General features: G+C 69.7%; 13 protein-coding genes. 12 read left to right on the top strand and 1 reads right to left on the bottom strand.

The features are described 5' to 3' along the window. The first annotated feature begins 455 nt into the window (after positions 1–455). The 8 genes from ngcE to AB0L89_RS12085 all read left to right on the top strand — a co-directional run bounded on the left by ngcE (position 456) and on the right by AB0L89_RS12085 (position 11172). Entirely contained in the window at positions 456–1889 is a 1434-nt protein-coding gene (gene ngcE / locus AB0L89_RS12120) for an N-acetylglucosamine/diacetylchitobiose ABC transporter substrate-binding protein (RefSeq protein ID WP_365138430.1), read from the top strand. 271 nt (positions 1890–2160) lie between these two features. Continuing rightward, positions 2161–3102, top strand: coding sequence for a sugar ABC transporter permease (locus AB0L89_RS12115; protein ID WP_365138586.1), 942 nt, complete (start codon positions 2161–2163; stop codon positions 3100–3102). Between the two features lie 20 nt (positions 3103–3122). After that, on the top strand, positions 3123–4019 hold the full coding sequence (locus tag AB0L89_RS12110) for a carbohydrate ABC transporter permease (RefSeq protein ID WP_365138427.1): 897 nt from the start codon (positions 3123–3125) through the stop codon (positions 4017–4019). Positions 4020–4209: 190 nt separating this feature from the next. Continuing rightward, a complete protein-coding gene (locus AB0L89_RS12105) occupies positions 4210–5430 on the top strand; it encodes an extracellular solute-binding protein (RefSeq protein ID WP_365138424.1) in 1221 nt (406 codons plus the stop codon). 52 nt (positions 5431–5482) lie between these two features. Then, positions 5483–6430 carry a sugar ABC transporter permease gene (locus AB0L89_RS12100; RefSeq protein ID WP_365138421.1) on the top strand — a complete coding sequence of 316 codons (948 nt, stop codon included), beginning with the start codon at positions 5483–5485 and terminating at the stop codon, positions 6428–6430. Continuing rightward, entirely contained in the window at positions 6430–7311 is an 882-nt protein-coding gene (locus AB0L89_RS12095; RefSeq protein ID WP_365138418.1) for a carbohydrate ABC transporter permease, read from the top strand. Before AB0L89_RS12100 ends, AB0L89_RS12095 begins: the two co-directional genes overlap by 1 nt. Before the next feature lie 3 nt (positions 7312–7314). Next, the gene (locus AB0L89_RS12090) at positions 7315–7818 is read left to right on the top strand and encodes a hypothetical protein (protein WP_365138415.1); all 504 of its coding nucleotides are present in this window, start codon (positions 7315–7317) and stop codon (positions 7816–7818) included. Between the two features lie 42 nt (positions 7819–7860). Then, positions 7861–11172, top strand: a complete 3312-nt coding sequence (locus AB0L89_RS12085) for a CHAT domain-containing protein (RefSeq protein WP_365138412.1) — start codon at positions 7861–7863, stop codon at positions 11170–11172. A gap of 3 nt (positions 11173–11175) precedes the next feature. On the opposite strand, the gene AB0L89_RS12080 is transcribed toward AB0L89_RS12085, so the two are convergent. Then, entirely contained in the window at positions 11176–12783 is a 1608-nt protein-coding gene (locus AB0L89_RS12080) for a serine/threonine-protein kinase (protein WP_365138409.1), read from the bottom strand. Positions 12784–13179: 396 nt separating this feature from the next. Here AB0L89_RS12080 and AB0L89_RS12075 point away from each other — a divergent pair, with 396 nt between their 5' ends. From AB0L89_RS12075 to AB0L89_RS12060, 4 genes are all read left to right on the top strand, one after another. Beyond that, complete coding sequence (locus AB0L89_RS12075; protein WP_365138406.1) at positions 13180–14379, top strand: ROK family transcriptional regulator; 1200 nt, start codon at positions 13180–13182, stop codon at positions 14377–14379. A 131-nt stretch (positions 14380–14510) separates the two neighbouring features. Beyond that, entirely contained in the window at positions 14511–15599 is a 1089-nt protein-coding gene (locus AB0L89_RS12070) for a substrate-binding domain-containing protein (RefSeq protein WP_365138583.1), read from the top strand. 240 nt (positions 15600–15839) lie between these two features. Beyond that, positions 15840–16640, top strand: a complete 801-nt coding sequence (locus tag AB0L89_RS12065) for an ATP-binding cassette domain-containing protein (protein ID WP_365138403.1) — start codon at positions 15840–15842, stop codon at positions 16638–16640. Beyond that, positions 16637–17941, top strand: a complete 1305-nt coding sequence (locus AB0L89_RS12060) for a sugar ABC transporter permease (RefSeq protein WP_365138400.1) — start codon at positions 16637–16639, stop codon at positions 17939–17941. The genes AB0L89_RS12065 and AB0L89_RS12060 overlap by 4 nt, the downstream gene beginning before the upstream one ends. Positions 17942–18036 lie beyond the last annotated feature (95 nt).

Genomic DNA, 18036 nt, shown 5'->3' with positions numbered 1-18036 from the left:
GCGGGAAAGTCCATGGAAACCGCCGCGAAAGTCCACGTGGAACGGCGGTGATGTGCGAGAGGTTTCGCAGGAGAACATCGCAGGTCTCAACTCGGACAAGCCTGCCGGGCAATGCTGTATTCGATCTTGCCCACCTGGCGGCGAGTGGACTATACCTGTCGGCGTCTGCACGGCCGTTCGGCCGGTCGCGGGCCCGGGGCGGCAGGGCGCGGGAGTCCGGATGTGCCAACTCCGTTTTCCGCCAACCGAATCCGGTGTTCCGCTGCTTCGCCGCACCATCGCAGTCCCGTTTCACCGCAGTGCCGCTCCATCGCAGTCCCGCTCCACCGATCCACCGCACGACTTAGCTGTCACGCACGACCCAGCTGTAACGCACGACCCCAGCTTCACACCACCGCGGTGCCGGGGAGGGTCCGGTTCACCGCCTGAGTCCTGGAGAAGGCGAGGACTTGAGCATGGGATCCACCAGCGTCAACCGTCGTGATGTCATGAAGCGGGCGGCAGCCGTCGGCCTGCTCGCGGTCCCCGCCGTCGGGGCCCTCACCTCCTGCGCCAGCGGAGGCGGCGAGGACAACAAGGCCGAAAAGGGCAAGAAGTCCAAGAAGAACCCGCTGGGCGTGAAGAACGACGCGGGCCTGACGGTCTACATCTTCAACGGCGGATACGGCGACAAGTACGCCCAGTTCGTCACGGACATGTACGCCAAGAAGTACCCCGACGCCGAGGCGGACCAGAAGGCGACGACGAAGATCGCCACCCAGGTCCAGCCGAAGATCGTCCGGGGCAAGCCCACCGCGGACGTCGTCAACAACTCCGGCGCCGAGCAGATGAACATCGGCAAGCTGGTCCACAACAAGCAGGTCGCCGACCTCGGCGAGGTGCTCGACGCCCCCTCCTGGGACGACCCGGGCGTCACCGTGCGCGACACCCTGGTGCCGGTCGTCGAGGAGATGGGCCGCTTCGGCGGCAGAGAGTGCTACCAGCTCAACATCACGCTGACGGTGTACGGCAACTGGTACTCCAAGAAGCTCCTCGAAGAGGGCCTGGACTCCGCGTACCCCAAGACCTGGGACGAGATGCTCGCGGTCTGCAAGAAGGCCAAGGGCAAGGGCATCCACGGCTGGAGCTACCCGGGCGGCCACCCGCGCTACATGTTCTTCAGCATGTACGCGATGTTCGCCCAGCGCGGCGGCCGTGACGTCATCGAGGCGATGGACTACCTGGAGCCCGACGCCTGGAAGCACGACGCCGTCAAGGACGTCTTCGAGGCCTGGGAGGAGCTCGTCGCCAAGAAGTACGTGCTGACCGGCTTCGACGGCACCGAGGCGCACACCGAGATGCAGACCGCGTGGACGAAGGAGGGCAAGTGCCTCTTCGTCCCCAACGGCTCCTGGGTGGAGAACGAGGCGAAGGACACCACGCCCAAGGACTTCGCGATGACGGTGGGCGCGACCCCCTCGCTCGACTCCTCCGACAAGATGCCGTTCGGCACGCTCTACGCGCCGGCCGGTGAGCCCTTCATCGTCCCGGCCAAGGCCCGGAACCGCCAGGGCGGCCTGGAGTGGATGCGGATGATGTACAGCAAGGAAGCCGCCCTCAACCTCTTCAAGGAGGTCGGCTCCATCCCCGTCGTCAAGGGCGCCATCGACGGCCAGAAGCTGCCGTCCGGCGCGGCGAGCGCGAAGAAGGCCATCGACGCGGCGGGCGAGAACATCGTCATCCCCAAGTTCTTCGACTGGTACAACGAGCTGTTCCGCGAGGACTTCAACAACATGATCCACCAGTTCATGCAGGGCCAGATCGGCACCAAGCAGGCGATGGACACCATGCAGAAGGCCTCCGACCGGATCAAGAACGACCCCGACATCACCAAGATCAAGAAGGCCTGACCCTCCCGGGGTCCGGGGCCTTCGCGGCCCTGGCCCCGGTGCACGACGACCCCGGTACACGACCGAGGGCGTACGGCCCGGCGGGAACGCCACGGCACCCACCGGGTCGTACGGCACCCAACAGCACGTAGAGCATGTGACAGAGCGGGCGGGGCTGAGCAGCGTGAAGACCGACACCCGGGTGGACAATCCCCCACCTCCGAAGAAGCAGGCGGGCCGCGGGCCCGCGCCGGGCGCACCGAGCGCGCTGTTGTTCGCGCTGGCCGTGGTGCTGCCACCACGCTTCACTCCCGAGCGGGTCCGCTACGACCGGCGCTACCGCACGCTCGACAAGTACCGCTTCATCGTGGGCTTCCTCGCGGTGCCGCTCGCGTTCTACGCGCTCTTCGTCATCTCGCCCTTCCTGCAGGCGATCTACTACTCGTTCACCGACTGGTCCGGCGGCCCGGTCGCGAACTTCATCGGGTTCGACAACTACCAGAAGATGTGGAACGACGTCCGGTTCTGGGACTCGGTGAAGGTCAGCGCCCTGCTGCTGGTCGTCGCTCCGTTCCTCACCCTCGTCCTCGGCATCTTCTTCGCCTACATGATCACCTCGGGCGGCCGGCACCGCAGGGGCCAGGCCATCGCGGGCGTCGCGGGTTCGTCGTTCTACAAGGTCGTCTACTTCTTCCCGCAGGTGCTGTCCGTCGCCATCATCGCCGTGGTGTGGGGGCGCGTCCTCAACACCAACAGCGGCCTGATCAACGGCGGCCTCGACAAGATCGGCATCGACGGGCCCGCCTGGCTGGGCGGCGAGTGGTCCCTCGGCGTGATCTCGCTGCTCGTCGTCATCAGCTGGAGCTTCGTCGGCTTCTACGTCGTGCTGTTCTCCGCGGCGATGGGCTCGGTCCCCAAGGACATCTACGAGGCGGCGCTCCTGGACGGCGCGGGCCGCACCCGCACCTTCTTCAACGTCACGCTGCCGCTGATCTGGGACACGGTCCGCACCGGCTGGATCTACATGGGCATCCAGGCGCTCGACACCTTCGCGATCTGCCTGGTGATGGTGCCTCCGCACGTCCTGAAGGTGACTCCGGTCTTCCTCTACGAGCGCTTCCGTGACGGCCAGTACGGCTACGCCACGGCCATCGGCGTCGTCCTTCTCGCCCTGAGCATGGTCTTCTCCCTGATCGTCATGCGCGTCGGGAATCGCGACCGGATCGAATACTGAGACCGCGGGAGCTCTGCATCATGACCACGACCACCGCCGCCGGGCCCCGCGCCGAGACCAAGGACGCGCCCCGCCGCGAGAGAGAGACGGGCGGCGCCACCCTCAACGTCTTCTCGCACGCCTTCCTCGTCCTGTGGGTGATCCTCGCCGCGGGACCCCTGATCTGGGTCGCGCTCACCGCGTTCCGCCCCTCGGCCGAGATCCTCAGCGATCCGATGGGCTGGCCGGCCTCCTTCCACTGGGAGAACTTCGGCAACGCGTGGAACAAGGCCAATATCGGCCAGTACACCCTGAACTCGCTGATCATCCTGGCCGGTTCGCTGACCGGCACGATGCTGCTCGGGTCGATGGCGGCCTACGTCATCGCGCGCTTCACCTTCCCGGGCAACCGGCTCGTCTTCATGCTGTTCGCGGGCGGCATGATGTTCCCGGTCATCCTCGCGCTCGTGCCGCTCTTCGCGGTCATGGAGAACTTCGGTCTCCTCGACACCCGGCCGGGCCTGATGATCGCGTACATCGCGTACTCGCTGCCCTTCACCACCTTCTTCCTGACCTCCTTCTTCCGCACGCTGCCGACCGGCGTGCAGGAGGCGGCGATGGTCGACGGGGCCTCGCACACCCGGACGTTCTTCCAGATCATGCTGCCGATGGCCAAGCCGGGCCTGGTCAGCATCGGCATCTTCAACTTCCTCGGCCAGTGGAACCAGTACCTGCTTCCGCTGCTGCTCAACAACGAGGAGGAGAAGAACTACGTGCTGCCGCAGGGGCTCGCCTCGCTCGCGGTCTCCCAGGGGTACCGCGGAGACTGGGGCGCGCTCTTCGCGGGACTGACGATCGCCATGCTGCCGGTGCTCGTCGTGTACGCGGTCTTCCAGCGACAGGTACAGGCCGGTCTCACCGCGGGAGCCCTCAAGTGACCAGGTGGAGCAGGTGATTTCAGCTTGGCCACGAAAGTGGTCTAGGCCTGTTGAGGCGAATCGGGGCGTGAGTAGTCTCGGCCCACGGCGCCGCGGGGGGCGACTGTACGCGCTCAAGTCGACACCGATGTCGAAGGGTTGAACAGCAATGAGGAATCGATACGTCGCCACCGGTGCGGCAACACTCTGTATGGCGCTGGGACTTGCCGCCTGCAGCGGGGACAGCGACAGCGGTGACAGCAAGACCATCAAGCTCGTCGCCGCCGACTACGGCGACAAGGCCTCCAACGCCTCCAAGGTGTACTGGGCCGAGGTCAAGAAGGAATTCGAGAAGGCCAACAAGGGCTACAAGGTCGACGTCCAGGTCATCAACTGGAACGAGATCGACAAGTCCGTGAAGAACATGATCCAGGCGGGCAACGAGCCCGACCTGCTGCAGACCGGCGGCTACGCCGACAAGGTCGCGGACGACCTGCTGTACAAGGCGGACGAGGTCCTCTCGCCCGAGACCCGCGACAACCTCATCCCGTCCTTCGCCAAGGCCGGCGAGGTCGACGGCACCCAGTACGGCATACCGTGGGTCTCCTCCAGCCGCGTGATGTTCTACAACAAGGCCGTCTTCAAGAAGGCGGGCGTCAAGAACGCGCCGAAGAACTGGGACGAACTCGCCGCGGCCGCCAAGAAGATCAAGGACAAGAAGGCCGCCGACACGCCCTACGCCCTGCCGCTCGGCCCCGAGGAGACCCAGGGCGAGTCGATGATGTGGGAGCTCGGCAACGGCGGCGGCTACACCGACGCGGACGGCAAGTACACCCTCGACAGCGCGAAGAACGTCGAGACCTTCGAGTGGCTCAAGACCAGCCTGGTCAAGCCCGGCCTCACCTACGCCAACCCCGCCTCCACCGACCGCAAGACGGCCTTCGCGGACTTCGCGGCGGGCAAGGTCGGCATGCTCAACGGCCACCCGAGCCTGATCCAGATGGCCAAGGAGGGCAAGGTCGACTACGGCGTCGCGCCCATCCCCGGCAAGACGGGCCCGCTGAACAGCACCCTCGGCGTGGCCGACTGGATGATGGCGTTCAAGGACGGCGGCGCGGAGAAGGAAGGCGTGAAGAAGTTCCTGGACTTCACGTACTCCAAGAAGATGCTGGCGTTCGACGAGATGTACAACCTCATGCCGGTCACCAAGGACGCCCTGAAGCAGATGACGGACAGCGGCAAGCACAAGGACCTGGAGCCGTTCTTCCAGGTGCTGCCGAACGCGAAGTTCTACCCGCTGGGCGACACCTCGTGGGACGTCGTCTCCGCCGAGATCAAGAAGACCGGCGGCAAGGCGGTCTCCGACGACCCGAAGGCGGTCCTCGGCGACCTCCAGAAGAAGGCGGAGTCGGCGGCGGCGGAGTCCAAGTAGCCGTCACGTCACCGCAGTCACCCCCAGTTCACCCAGTTCGCAAGGAGTCCTTGTGTCACTGAAGGCCCCTCCGTCCCCGGCCGAGACCGGCCGGGGACGGGGCGGGCGCGCCCCCAGGCCGGTGAGCCGCCGCAGCGGCATAGCCAGGCTTGGCCCGCTGCCCTGGATTGCGCCCGTCATCCTGCTGATCCTCGCCGTGGTCGTCTGGCCCGTCATCGAGCTGATCCGCACCTCGTTCCTCAACATCTCCATCGCCGGCAAGGTGCGCGGCAGCGCCGGGACCGACAAGTTCAAGAAGCTCTTCGAGGAGAGCGACTTCGGTTCCGTCCTCCTGTGGACCGTGGTGTGGACGGTCGTCGTCGTCGGCGTCACGATGCTGCTCTCGCTGGCCCTCGCCCAGCTGTTCAACCAGCGGTTCCCCGGCCGCCGCATCACCCGCTGGGCGCTCATCGCACCCTGGGCGGCCTCCGTCCTGATGACCGCCATCGGCTTCAAGTGGATGCTCAACCAGACCGCGGGCGTCCTCAACACGCTGATGCTGGACCTGGGGCTCATCGACAGCTCCAAGGACTGGCTGGGCAAGCCGGAGACCGCCTGGCCGTGGATGATGGGCGTCGCCGTCTTCGTCTCGCTCCCCTTCACCACGTACACGCTGCTCGCCGGTCTGCAGACCATCCCGCAGGACGTGTACGAGGCGTCGCGGATCGACGGGGCGGGGCCCTGGCAGACGTACCGCCACATCACGCTCCCGATGCTGCGGCCCGCCTTCCTCGTCGGCGTCGTCATCAACCTCATCAACGTCTTCAACTCCTTCCCGATCATCTGGGCCATGACCCAGGGCGGACCGGGCTACGACACCTCCACGTCGATGGTGTTCATGTACAAGCTGAAGGAGACCGACATCGGTGAGTCCGCGGCCATGTCAGTCGTCAACTTCCTGATGGTCGTGGTGCTCGTGCTGATCTTCCTGAAGGTCAGCCGGTGGAACGAGGAGGACTGATGGCCACCGCGACGGCGACCCGCCCGGCGCCGCAGAAGGGCGGCGGGGGCGACCGGCCCAAGCGCACCTTCCGGCCGCGCACCCTGGTCATCACGGCCTGCGCCTGGCTCCTCGCGGCGATCTTCCTGGCGCCGTACCTGGAGATGATCGTCACCGCGCTCCGCCCCAAGGAGGAGCTGCGGGACCGCACGTACCTGCCCCAGAACCTGGAGTGGGCCAACTTCATCGACGTCTGGAAGGAGTCCGAGCTCGGCCAGAACCTCCAGGTCACCCTGCTGGTGGCCGGTGGCGCGACGCTCCTTGTCCTGCTGGTGTCGCTGCCCGCCGCGTACTACACGGCGCGCATGCGCTACCGGGGCCGCAAGCTCTTCCTCCTGCTGGTCCTGGTCACCCAGATGTTCCAGCCGACGGCGCTCCTGGTGGGCCTCTACCGCGAGTTCCACCAGCTGGACATGCTCAACTCGGTCTGGACGCTGATCCTCACCAACGCGGCGTTCAACCTCGCGTTCGCGGTGTGGATCCTGACGGCCTACATCTCCTCGATCCCGCCGGAGCTGGAGGAGGCCGCCATGGTCGACGGCACCAGCCGCTTCGGCGCCATGATCAAGGTGACCCTGCCGCTGGCCCTGCCGGGCGTGGTGACGGCCGTGATCTTCACCTTCATCACGTCCTGGAACGAGTTCGTGATGGGCCTGACCCTCACCACGGAACCGGACAAGCAGCCGCTGACGGTCGGCATCAACAACTTCATCGGCAACTACACGGTGCAGTGGAACTACCTGTTCGCCGCGTCGGTGGTCGCTATCGTGCCGGTCATCGTGCTGTTCGCCTTCATCGAGCGGCATGTCGTATCGGGGCTCACGGCGGGGTCGGTGAAGTAACACATGACGCAAGACGGTCGGTTGGACCAGGACCGGTTGGAGCGGGACGTCCGGACGCTGTCCGACGAGGCGGCCGTCCAGGCTCTCGCGGCCGTGGTCGAGGAGCGCGGGCTCCTCGACGCGGCACGGCAGTACGTCTGGGACGGTGCGGAGTTGAGCGAGACGCTTGACGCCGGGTACGTGTCCGAATACGTGCTGCCCGGACAACCGGTGCCGACAGAAGGGGAGTTGGCGCGTGCCATGCTGGCGTACGCCGCCTCCCTGGGGGAGGACATGGCACGAACGGTGGATGAGGCGGCCGACTACGCGCGGTCTCCGAGGGAGCGTTTCGACCTGGTGACGCTCGCGGTTCCCGTGCTCGTCGTCGTGCTCCTGCAGACCGAGGTGGCCGTGAAGCGGGACACACGCGGAAAGTGGAGCCTGACCATCCACAAGAGGGCCATGAAGGACGCGGCTCTCGGGCGCGTGTTCACGGCACTGCTGTCGCGGATCAGCGGCGGCAACTGAGGAGCGGGCGGGCGGCGCCCACGCGGCACCTACGGAGGCAGGATGGCGGTCTCGGCCAGGGCGTCCTACGCGTGGCGCTGCCCGCAGTGCGACCGGGAGTGCACGGACGTGGTGTGGCGCGTCGTCGACGCCCGCGAGCGCGCCGACGTCCTCGCGGCGGCGGGCCACGGCCTGGCCAGGGCCGACTGCCCCGGCTGCGGCGCGGGCGCGGACATCGACGCGCCGCTGCTGATCCTGCGCCCCGGTGTGACGGCGCCCCTGCTGCTCGGGGTCTCCTTCGCCGACCTCCGGGGCGACCCCCCGCCGTCCGCGCTCGCCCCGCTCGGTGAGGCCGAGCGGGCCGGGGCCTTCCGCGCGGACGTCTTCCACGGGCAGGTCATCCCGCTGCCCCGCAAGCTGCTCCCGGTCGTTCTGGCCCGCGACCTCGACCGGGACCTGGCCGACCCCGCGACGGCCCGCGCGGAGCTGCTGTCGCGGGGTCAGCCGGTGGCCGACAACTACGGGATGTTCCTCGGGTACCTCGCCCAGGAGCGCGAGGGCGCCGAGGTGAGCGAGCTCCTGTACGCGGTCCTGACGAGCATGCCGGACGAACTCGCCGAACTCCTGCGAACCCGGCCGGAGCTGACGCGCGACACCAAGGTGCGTGACGCGGGCCGCGCGGAGCTGCGCGCCGCCGAGGGCGCTCCGCACGCCCCGGACCTCCGGCGCCGCCAGCAGCTCCTCGACGACCTCAGTGACGGCACCACACCGCAGAGCGAGGCGCTGCGACGCTACTTCGACTCCCTGAGCCGCTTCGGCGGCGATCTGCGCGAACGGCTGCGGGAGCTGCACGAGGCGGCCTTCGCCGCCGAGGGGGCCGCGGGCATCGCAACGGCCCGGGAGGGCCTCGCGCTCGCCGCCGACCTCGGCGAGGAGCAGACGGAGACCGCGCTCGCCGCGCTGCTCGGCGAGCGCCTGGTGGGTGCCGCCCACGCCGGGCTCGACGCCGACCTTTCCGAGGCGTTCGGGCTCCTCGAACACGCGCTGGCCAAGCTGCCCGAGGGCAGTCTGGAATGGGTGCGCACCGCCAACAACCTGGCCAGCGCCTACTACTCGCGCGACGACGGCGACCGCTTGGAGGTCTGGGAGACCGCCCGCGACCTGCTGGCGCGCGCGAGTCGCTTGGACCGCGGGGAACACCCCGAGTTCTGGGCGAGGATCCAGACCAACTACGGGCTGCACCTGTCGGAGCGGCCGGGCGGCGATACCGCCGACCTCACCCTCGGCATCGACCACATCAGGGCCGGACTCGAAGAGCGATCGCTGGAACGCTCCACGGTCAACTGGGCCTACTCCATGGTCAACCTAGGCCTGCTCCTCGGCCGCCGGGCCGCGGCCGACGACGCGCGCGAGGCGGAGCAGTGCCACCGGGACGTGCTCCGGCACCTGCGGCCCGACGACGACCCAGCGCTGTGGTCGCAGGCGCAGTGCAACCTCGCCCACCTGCTGCTGTCCCGCGAACCCGCCGACGCCCGGGGCGCGCGGGCGGCGGCCGCCGCGGCGCTCGACCTGTCGCTGACCCGCCCCGGCCTCCTCAACACCGGGCGCATCACCTGGCTGCTCGCCCAGGCGAGCGACCTGCTCGACGGCCCCGACAACGCCGAGAGCGTCCGGCTGCGCCGCGCCGCCCTGGCCGCGGCCCCACCCGCCCTCGCGCCCTCCCTGCACCTCAACATCGCCAGGGAGCTCCTCAACTCCTGTGCGGAAGGGGAACGCTGGGAGGAGGCCGCCGACATCGCGTCCGACATGCTGATCGCGGTGAGCGCGCTCTACGACGCCCAGGTCACCGTCGCGAGCCGCCGCGGCGTGCTCGTCCAGGTGGACAGGCTCGCCCGCTGGACCGCCTTCCTGCTGGCCCGTGCGGGCCGTCCCGAGCGTGCGGTGGAGGCGATCGAACGCGGTCTTGCCTGCGAGCTCTCGGTGGTCGCCGGCCGCGGCGCCGCGGACCTGGCGGAACTCGAACGGATCGACCCCGCCGTGGCCCGCCGCTACCGCGAGGCCCAGGCCCGCTACGGGGCGTCCGTCGCCGAACCGTCCGCGATGACACCGGCCGGACTCGCCCCCGGCGCGCGGGAACAGGCCGTCGCGGAACGCGCCCTGCGCACGGTGGTCGAGGAGATCCGGGCGATCCCCGGCTTCGAGGACTTCCTGCGCACCACCGAACTGCGGGACATCGTCAGGGCGGCCGGCGGAGTGCCGCTCGCGTATCTGGTCAACGCGCCCTGGGGCAGCTACGTCCTGGTGGTCACCGGTGCCGAACCCGCCGTGCGCGCGGTGCACGTGCCCGAGGTGAGCAGCGTCACCCTGTTGCGGCTCCTGGTCATGGACCCGGAGGACGACACCACCGGGCTCTGGCTCGTCCAGCAGGCCACGAAGCTCAGGCGGCGCCGTGAGCTGCCCGCCACCCTGGAGCGGCTCGACGCCCTCGCGCCGCTCATGCGCCCGCTCGCCGAACTCCTCGCGACCGAGCCGGGCAAGGAGGCGGTCGTCGTGCCGACCGGCCTGCTCGGCCTGGTCCCGCTGCACGCCGTGCCGCTCGGCCCCGGGCCGGACCGTGTCCTCGACGACATCGGCACCCTGGCCGTCACCCCGTCGGCCGCCGTCCACGCCGCGTCCCGCGCGAGGGCGGCCCGTCCGCGGGAGGAGGCGCCGCACCTGGTGGCCGTCACCGACCCCGACGGCTCGCTGCCCGGCAGCCGCGGCGAACTCGCCGAGATCGTCGAGCTGTTCGGGCCGCGCGGCGAGGTCAGCAGCGCGGTGGGGGCGCAGGCCACCGTCGGCTGGGTCCTCGACCGCCTCGCCGACGCCTCGTATCTGCACCTGAGCTGCCACGGCAGCGCGGGCTCCGAGAGCCGGGGCGGCTCACTCGTGCTCGCCGACGGACACCTGGACATGGACGTCCTCGTACGGCACCGACTCCCGCGCTGCCGAATGACGGTGGCCAGCGCCTGTCAGTCGGGGCACTACGGCATCATCGAGGCGCCCGACGAGTTCCTCGGACTTCCGGCCGCCTTCCTCCAGGCGGGAGCCGCCTGCGCGGTGACCAGCCTGTGGCAGGTGGACGACATGGCGACCGCGTTCCTGATGACGCGGTTCTACGAACTCCTCGCCGACGGGCACGATCCGGTACCGGCGCTCGGCCGGTCGCGCCGGTGGCTGCGCCGCCTCACGTGGGACGGTCTCGCGGAGTACGCGCGCTCGCACCGGCACCTGGCGGACCTGACCGCGCGCTACGCCGCGCAGCCGATGCCGGGGCAGGAGCGTCCCTTCGCCTCGCCGGTCCACTGGGGGGCGTTCACGGCGTGGGGCGTGTGAAGGTCAGCCCCGCTGTGTCGGCCCGTACGCGTCGAGCGAGTAGTCCGTGACGGTCTTGCTCGGTGACTGGGGTGCCGTGACCCGCATCGTTGTGTAGCGCCCGCCGTTCAGGCCCGAGACGGTCACGTTCACGGAGTACTGGGCCTCCCTGCCCTCGGCGCAGCTGGGGGAGCAGATCCGCTGCCAGCCGTATCCGGTGGCGCGGGCGACCGGTGAGCCCCAGCCCGACCACGTCAGGCTCTTGAGCCCGCCGCCGCCGTCGCCGCAGGCCACAATGAGCGTGGCGGGCCTGGACAGGGGCTGCCCGCCGCAGTCGGCGATCGCCGCGGGCCGGGTGCTCGGCCGCGTCTCGATCCGCGTCGGGGGCTGCCGGGTGGGCTCGCTCTCGGCCGACGGCTCGGTGTCGGGCGTGGTCGCCTCCGCGGCGGGCGGCGCCTCGGTGGCCGGCTCCGGGCTCGGCTGCTCGGCCGTCCGCTCGACCGGCGCGGTCGCCCTCGGCGGCTTGTCGGTGGTCCGGGTGTCGCTCTCGCCCCCGGGAGCCAGGGCGACGACGGCCGCGGCGGTCAGCGTGGCGACCACGACGGCCGTGCCCGCGAGGACGGCGAACCGGGGCCGGGGCGGCTGGGGCGCGGCCGTCGGGCCGTCGGGGCCTCCCGTGCCGGGCGGGCCCTCGACGAGGGCCCTCTCCACGGCGTCCCGCTCCCGGGTGCGCCGCTCCAGCTCCTCCTGGAGCCGGGCGATCTCGGCCTGCTGCGCCGCGATCAGTTCGTGCACCTCGGTGGGCCAGGGCCGGGCGGGCCGCGTGATCCGGCCGATGTCCTCGAGGAGCCGGGCGGGGCTCGGCCGCTCGGCGGGGTCCTTGGCCAGGCAACGGGCGACGAGCGGCCGGACCTTCGCGGGCAGCGCGCCGAGGTCGGGTTCGGTGTGGACGATGTTGTACAGGGTCTGCGGCAGGGAGGGCCCGATGAAGGGACACGTGCCCGTGCACGCCATGACGAGGACCGTCCCCAGCGAGAACACGTCGCTCGCCGGTCCCACGGTCCGTCCCTCGGCCTGCTCGGGCGACATGAAGCCGGGGGAGCCGACGAGCACTCCGGAGTGGGTCGGCCCGGTGCCCGTACCGTCCTCGGTGGCCCGCGCGATGCCGAAGTCGATGACCCGGGGCCCGTCGTCCGTGAGCAGCACGTTCGACGGCTTCAGGTCCCGGTGCACGAGCCCGGCCCGATGGATGTCGGACAGGGCCGCCGCGAGCCCCGCCGCCATGCGCAGCACCGCCTCCTCGGGCAGCGTGCCGACGGCCGCGACCGCCTCCTGGAGCGAAGGGCCCGGGACGAACTCGGAGGTCAGCCACGGTTCTTCGGCATCCGCGTCGGCGTCGATCACCGCCGACGTATGCGCTCCCGACACCTTGCGGGACGCCGCCACCTCGCGGCGGAACCGGGCCCGGAAGCCGTCGTCCTCGACGAACTGTGTGCGTACCTGCTTCAGCGCGACCAGGCTGCCGTCCGGGGCGCTGCTCAGCAGGACCCGCCCCATGCCGCCCCTGCCCAGCTCCGCGATGGAGCGGTACCGCCCGACCTCCGCCGGATCGTTCGCCGTCAGCCGTTCCACCGCGTCCCCCGGATCGCACGAGCCGTTCAACGGACCAAGCAGCGTCTCGTGTCCCGTGAACCCCGGGCAAGGCGGTCTTTGGCCAAGCACGGGCGACCGATGGCCGTGCCGACACCTCTTGCATGCAACCCCGCCGTGACCAGTGGGCCCAAGGGGGGTGAGGAGACGCATGGCGGACCGGTGCGGGGGCGGGAATGCGGAGCAGGTCCATCCCATGGGCGGGCCGTCGGGGGCGGTCCGCCCACGCGGGCTGGATCTCCGTCAAGGACTTGACTGCGGCATCTCCTACAGCAGAGTTTGGAGTTCACAACTTGTACATGGCCCGGTTCCTGCTTCCGGGGCCGGCGTCATGGGCGGCTTCGGAGCCGCCCGAAATAGGGCAAAGGGTGAGAGTCAATGGAGACTCCGGGGTCGCAGTCCTCTCTGCACCGGGCCAATCTGGAGCGGGTCGTGCGCGCGGTGCGGCTCGCCGGGTCGCTCACGCAGGCGGAGATCGCGCGGACGACGGGCCTGTCGGCGGCGACGGTCTCCAACATCGTCCGCGAGCTGAAGGACGGCGGAACGGTCGAGGTCACGCCCACCTCGGCGGGCGGCAGAAGGGCCCGCAGCGTCTCGCTGAGCGGGGACGCGGGCATCGTCATCGGCGTCGACTTCGGCCATACGCACCTGCGCGTGGCTGTGGGCAACCTCGCCCACCAGGTCCTTGCCGAGGAGTCCGAGCCGCTGGACGTCGACGCGTCCGCCGCGCAGGGCTTCGACCGGGCCGAGCAGCTGGTCACCCGGCTGATCGGGGCCACCGGCGTGGACCCCACCAAGATCGCGGGCGTGGGACTGGGCGTGCCGGGCCCCATCGACGTGGAGTCCGGCACCCTCGGCTCGACGTCGATCCTGCCGGGCTGGACCGGCACCAAGCCCGCCGAGGAGCTGGGCGCCCGCCTCGGCGTGCCCGTGCACGTCGACAACGACGCCAACCTCGGCGCGCTCGGCGAGCTGGTCTGGGGGAGCGGCCGCGGGGTCAAGGACCTCGCGTACATCAAGGTCGCCAGCGGTGTCGGCGCCGGTCTGGTGATCAGCGGGCGGATCTACCGGGGGCCCGGCGGCACCGCGGGGGAGATCGGCCACATCACCCTGGACGAGTCGGGCCCGGTCTGCCGCTGCGGCAACCGCGGCTGCCTGGAGACCTTCACCGCCGCCCGCTACGTCCTGCCGCTGCTCCAGTCCAGCCACGGCACCGATCTGACCATGGAGCGCGTGGTCGGCCTCGCCCGCGACGGCGACCCGGGGTGCCGGCGCGTGATCGCGGACGTCGGGCGGCACATCGGCAGCGGTGTCGCGAATCTCTGCAACCTCCTCAACCCTTCCCGTGTCGTGCTGGGCGGCGACCTCGCGGAGGCCGGTGAGCTGGTCCTCGGGCCCATCAGGGAGTCGGTCGGGCGGTACGCGATCCCGAGTGCGGCGCGCCAACTGTCCGTGCTTCCGGGGGCGCTTGGGGGGCGGGCCGAGGTGCTGGGCGCCCTGGCGCTCGCACTCAGTGAGATGGGTGATTCGACCCTTTTGGACGGAACGCTGCCTGCGGGCGCACCTGCCTTCACTTAGATAACGCATGGCACCGTTGTCATCTCGTTAAGGATTTACTCCTTGACGCTGGTGTGGCGGCCGAGTTGACTTCGAGCCACCTCGGCCGCAACGACGCGGCCTCGTCAGGGAGGCACCCCACCATGAACGCAATGACGCGTCGCGTCGTCATAGGCACGGCCGCGGTTTCGATGGCACTGGCCATGACCGCCTGTGGCAAGGCCGGCGACGGCGACGACGACAAGGGCAGCGGCGACGGCAAGACCATCGGTCTGCTGCTCCCCGAGAACAAGACCACGCGCTACGAGACCTTCGACCGCCCCATCATGGAGGCGAAGATCAAGGAACTCTGCTCGGACTGCGAGGTCAAGTACAACAACGCCGCTCAGGACATCGAGACCCAGAAGAAGCAGTTCGAGGCCCTTGTCACGCAGGGCGTCAAGGTGATCATCCTGGACTCGGTCGACTACAAGTCCACCAAGTCCTGGGTCAAGCAGGCCGACAAGCAGGGCGTGAAGGTCGTCGCCTACGACCGCCTCGCCGAGGGCCCGCTCTCCGCCTACGTGTCGTACGACAACGAGAAGATCGGCCGCCTCCAGGGCGGGGCCATGGTCAAGGCGCTCGGCTCCAAGGCCAAGGACGCCAACGTCGTCATGATCAACGGCTCGCCGACCGACCCGAACGCCCCCTTCTTCAAGAAGGGCGCCCACTCGGTGCTCGACAAGCAGGTCAAGAAGATCGCGTACGAGCAGGACATCCCGGACTGGTCGCCGGACGAGGCGAACCGCAAGATGTCCTCCGCGATCGACAAGCTCGGCAAGGACGGCATCCAGGGCGTCTACGCCGCCAACGACGGCATGGCGGGCGGCGCGATCACCGCGCTCAAGCAGCGCGGCATCAAGGTTCCGGTCGGCGGTCAGGACGCCGAGCTCGCGGGCGTGCAGCGCCTGCTGAGCGGCGACCAGGACTACACGATCTACAAGGAGATCAAGCCGGAGGCCGAGACCACCGCCGAGATCGCCGTGCGCCTGCTCAAGGGCAAGAGCATCGACGACGTCGTCGACCGCAAGGTGAACTCGCTCAGCGGCGACTTCAAGGACATCCCCGCCAAGCTGTACGACGCGCAGGCGATCACCAAGGACGACGTCGCCGACACGATCGTCAAGGACAAGGTCTACAAGGTCAGCGAGATCTGCACGGCCCAGTACAAGAAGGCGTGCGACGCCGCGGGTATCAAGTAACACCCGCTTGCGGTAAAGCCGTTCGTACGAAGCGAGCTCCGCGGCGAGCTCCTGGCCGAGTCCTCGGGCGAGCTTCGCGGTGACCTCCGGGGAGCGTGAGAGCGCTCCACGGGCCCGTACGCACGACGGCCTCCCTTACCGGTCCGGTGCCCGCCCCACAAACCGCCCCGCAATCGGAGGGGCGGGCACCGGGCTTGCCCTTGCTGCACCACCATCCCCGCCGGACAGGCGGCGAAGGAGATGATTCACGTGTCCGCTACGCCCGTGCTGGCGTTGCGCGGGGTCTCCAAGCGGTTCGGCGCCGTCCAGGCGCTCACGGACGTAGACCTCGAGATCCACACCGGTGAGGTGGTCGCCCTCGTCGGCGACAACGGCGCCGGAAAGTCCACCCTCGTCAAGACGATCTCGGGCGTCCACCCGATCGACGACGGCACCATCGAGTGGGAGGGCAGGAGCGTCCGCATCGGACGCCCGCACGACGCCCAGAACCTCGGCGTGGCCACCGTCTACCAGGACCTCGCCCTCTGCGACAACCTCGACGTCGTCGCCAACCTCTTCCTCGGCAGCGAGCTGAAGAGCGCCTCCGTCCTCGACGAGATCAAGATGGAGAAGCGGGCCAGGGAGCTCCTGGACACCCTCTCCATCCGCATCCCCAGCGTCCGCATCCCGGTCGCGGCGCTCTCCGGCGGTCAGCGCCAGGTCGTCGCCATCGCCCGCGCGCTGGTCGGCGACCCCAAGGTCGTCATCCTCGACGAGCCCACCGCGGCCCTCGGCGTCGAGCAGACCGCGCAGGTCCTCGACCTGGTGGAGCGGCTGCGCGAGCGCGGCCACGGCGTCATCCTCATCAGCCACAACATGGCCGACGTGAAGGCCGTCGCGGACAAGGTCGCGGTGCTGCGCCTCGGCCGCAACAACGGCGTCTTCCCCGTCGCCGACACCACCAACGAAGAGATCATCGCCGCGATCACCGGCGCCACGGACAACGCCGTCACCCGCCGCAAGGCGCGCACGGCCACGGCGACGAAGGAGGACGCGAAGTGAGCGACCTCGCCAAGAGCCCGAAGGCCCCCGACGAGGCCGCGCCCGGCACCGTCGAGGCATCGGCCGCGCCCGTGCCGGCCGTCGACCCGCGCCTGCTCGTCCGCGAGGAGGGCCTGGCCGGCTACTGGACCGAGTTCAAGCGCAAGATGCGCGGCGGCGAGCTGGGCTCGCTGCCCGTCGTCATCGGCCTGATCGTCATCGCGATCATCTTCCAGCTGAAGAACGACCACTTCCTGGACGCGAGCAGCCTCGCGAACATCGCGGTCTTCACCTCCGGCCTCGGCATCATGGCCGTCGGCATCGTCTTCGTCCTGCTGCTGGGCGAGATCGACCTCTCGGTCGGCTCGGTGGCCGGCATGGGCGCGGCCGTCTGGGCCGTGCTGAGCGTCACGCACGGCCTGAACGACTGGCTCGCGGTGGTCATCGCGATCCTGTCCGGCATGGTCATCGGCGCCGTCCACGGCTTCTTCTTCGCCAAGATCGGCGTGCCCGCCTTCGTGGTCACCCTCGCGGGCTTCCTCGGCTGGAGCGGTCTGCAGATCTGGCTGATGGGCGGCGAGGGCAGCATCAACACGCCCGAGGGCAGCGTCGTCGAGGACCTGACCGGGCACTACTTCGCGGACAAGGGCGCCGCCTACGGCCTCGCCGCCGTCGCGATCATCGCGTACGCCGGGTCCCTGCTCCTGGACAGCCGCCGCCGCAAGAGCGCCGGGCTCCCGTCGCGTCCGGTCAGCGAGATCGTGCTGCGCACGGTCGTCGTCGCCGTCCTCGCGGGCGGCGCCGCCTACGAGCTGAACGAGCCCGAGGGCGCCCGCGGCCTGCCGCTGGCCCTGGTGCTCTTCCTCGCCGTCCTCGTCATCGCGGACTTCGTGGCCCGGCGCACCACCTTCGGCCGCCAGGTCTTCGCGGTCGGCGGCAACGCGGAGGCCGCGCGCCGCGCGGGCATCAACGTCGACCGGATCCGGATCACCGTCTTCGCGATCTCCGGCATGCTGGCGGCCTTCGGCGGGCTCTTCATCGCGAGCCTCTCCGGCGGTGCCACGAAGAGCCTGGGCGGCGGCAACACCCTGATGATGGTGATCGCCGCGGCGGTCATCGGCGGCACGAGCCTCTTCGGCGGCCGCGGCAAGGTGTGGTCCGCGCTGCTCGGCATGCTCGTGATCCAGTCGATTCAGCAGGGCCTGAACCTGCTCGGCATGGCGAGTGAGATTCAGTACATGATCACCGGTGCGGTTCTGCTCGCGGCGGTCGTGATCGACTCGGTGTCGCGCCGGACGCAGAAGTCGGCGGGGCGCGCGTAGCGGTCCCCCGGACCGTGCGGGTTCCTCGGTCGCGGGTTCGTCGTGGCTGGTCACGCAGTTCCGCGCGCCCCCCTCAGGCCCCTCCGGGCCCTTCG

It is taken from the genome of Streptomyces sp. NPDC052114, assembly GCF_040680155.1.
GTDB lineage: Bacteria > Actinomycetota > Actinomycetes > Streptomycetales > Streptomycetaceae > Streptomyces.
Note: the sequence above shows the minus strand (reverse complement) of the source record. Positions and strands in the feature narration are given on the sequence as shown.

What these genes read in the sequence shown, in the direction of transcription:
- ngcE (WP_365138430.1), top strand. Translation starts at nt 456, where the DNA reads ATGGGATCCACCAGCGTCAACCGTCGTGATGTCATGAAGCGGGCGGCA.
- AB0L89_RS12075 (WP_365138406.1), top strand. Translation starts at nt 13,180, where the DNA reads ATGGAGACTCCGGGGTCGCAGTCCTCTCTGCACCGGGCCAATCTGGAG.
- AB0L89_RS12085 (WP_365138412.1), top strand. Translation starts at nt 7,861, where the DNA reads ATGGCGGTCTCGGCCAGGGCGTCCTACGCGTGGCGCTGCCCGCAGTGC.
- AB0L89_RS12105 (WP_365138424.1), top strand. Translation starts at nt 4,210, where the DNA reads ATGGCGCTGGGACTTGCCGCCTGCAGCGGGGACAGCGACAGCGGTGAC.
- AB0L89_RS12090 (WP_365138415.1), top strand. Translation starts at nt 7,315, where the DNA reads ATGACGCAAGACGGTCGGTTGGACCAGGACCGGTTGGAGCGGGACGTC.
- AB0L89_RS12070 (WP_365138583.1), top strand. Translation starts at nt 14,511, where the DNA reads ATGACGCGTCGCGTCGTCATAGGCACGGCCGCGGTTTCGATGGCACTG.
- AB0L89_RS12065 (WP_365138403.1), top strand. Translation starts at nt 15,840, where the DNA reads ATGATTCACGTGTCCGCTACGCCCGTGCTGGCGTTGCGCGGGGTCTCC.
- AB0L89_RS12110 (WP_365138427.1), top strand. Translation starts at nt 3,123, where the DNA reads ATGACCACGACCACCGCCGCCGGGCCCCGCGCCGAGACCAAGGACGCG.
- AB0L89_RS12095 (WP_365138418.1), top strand. Translation starts at nt 6,430, where the DNA reads ATGGCCACCGCGACGGCGACCCGCCCGGCGCCGCAGAAGGGCGGCGGG.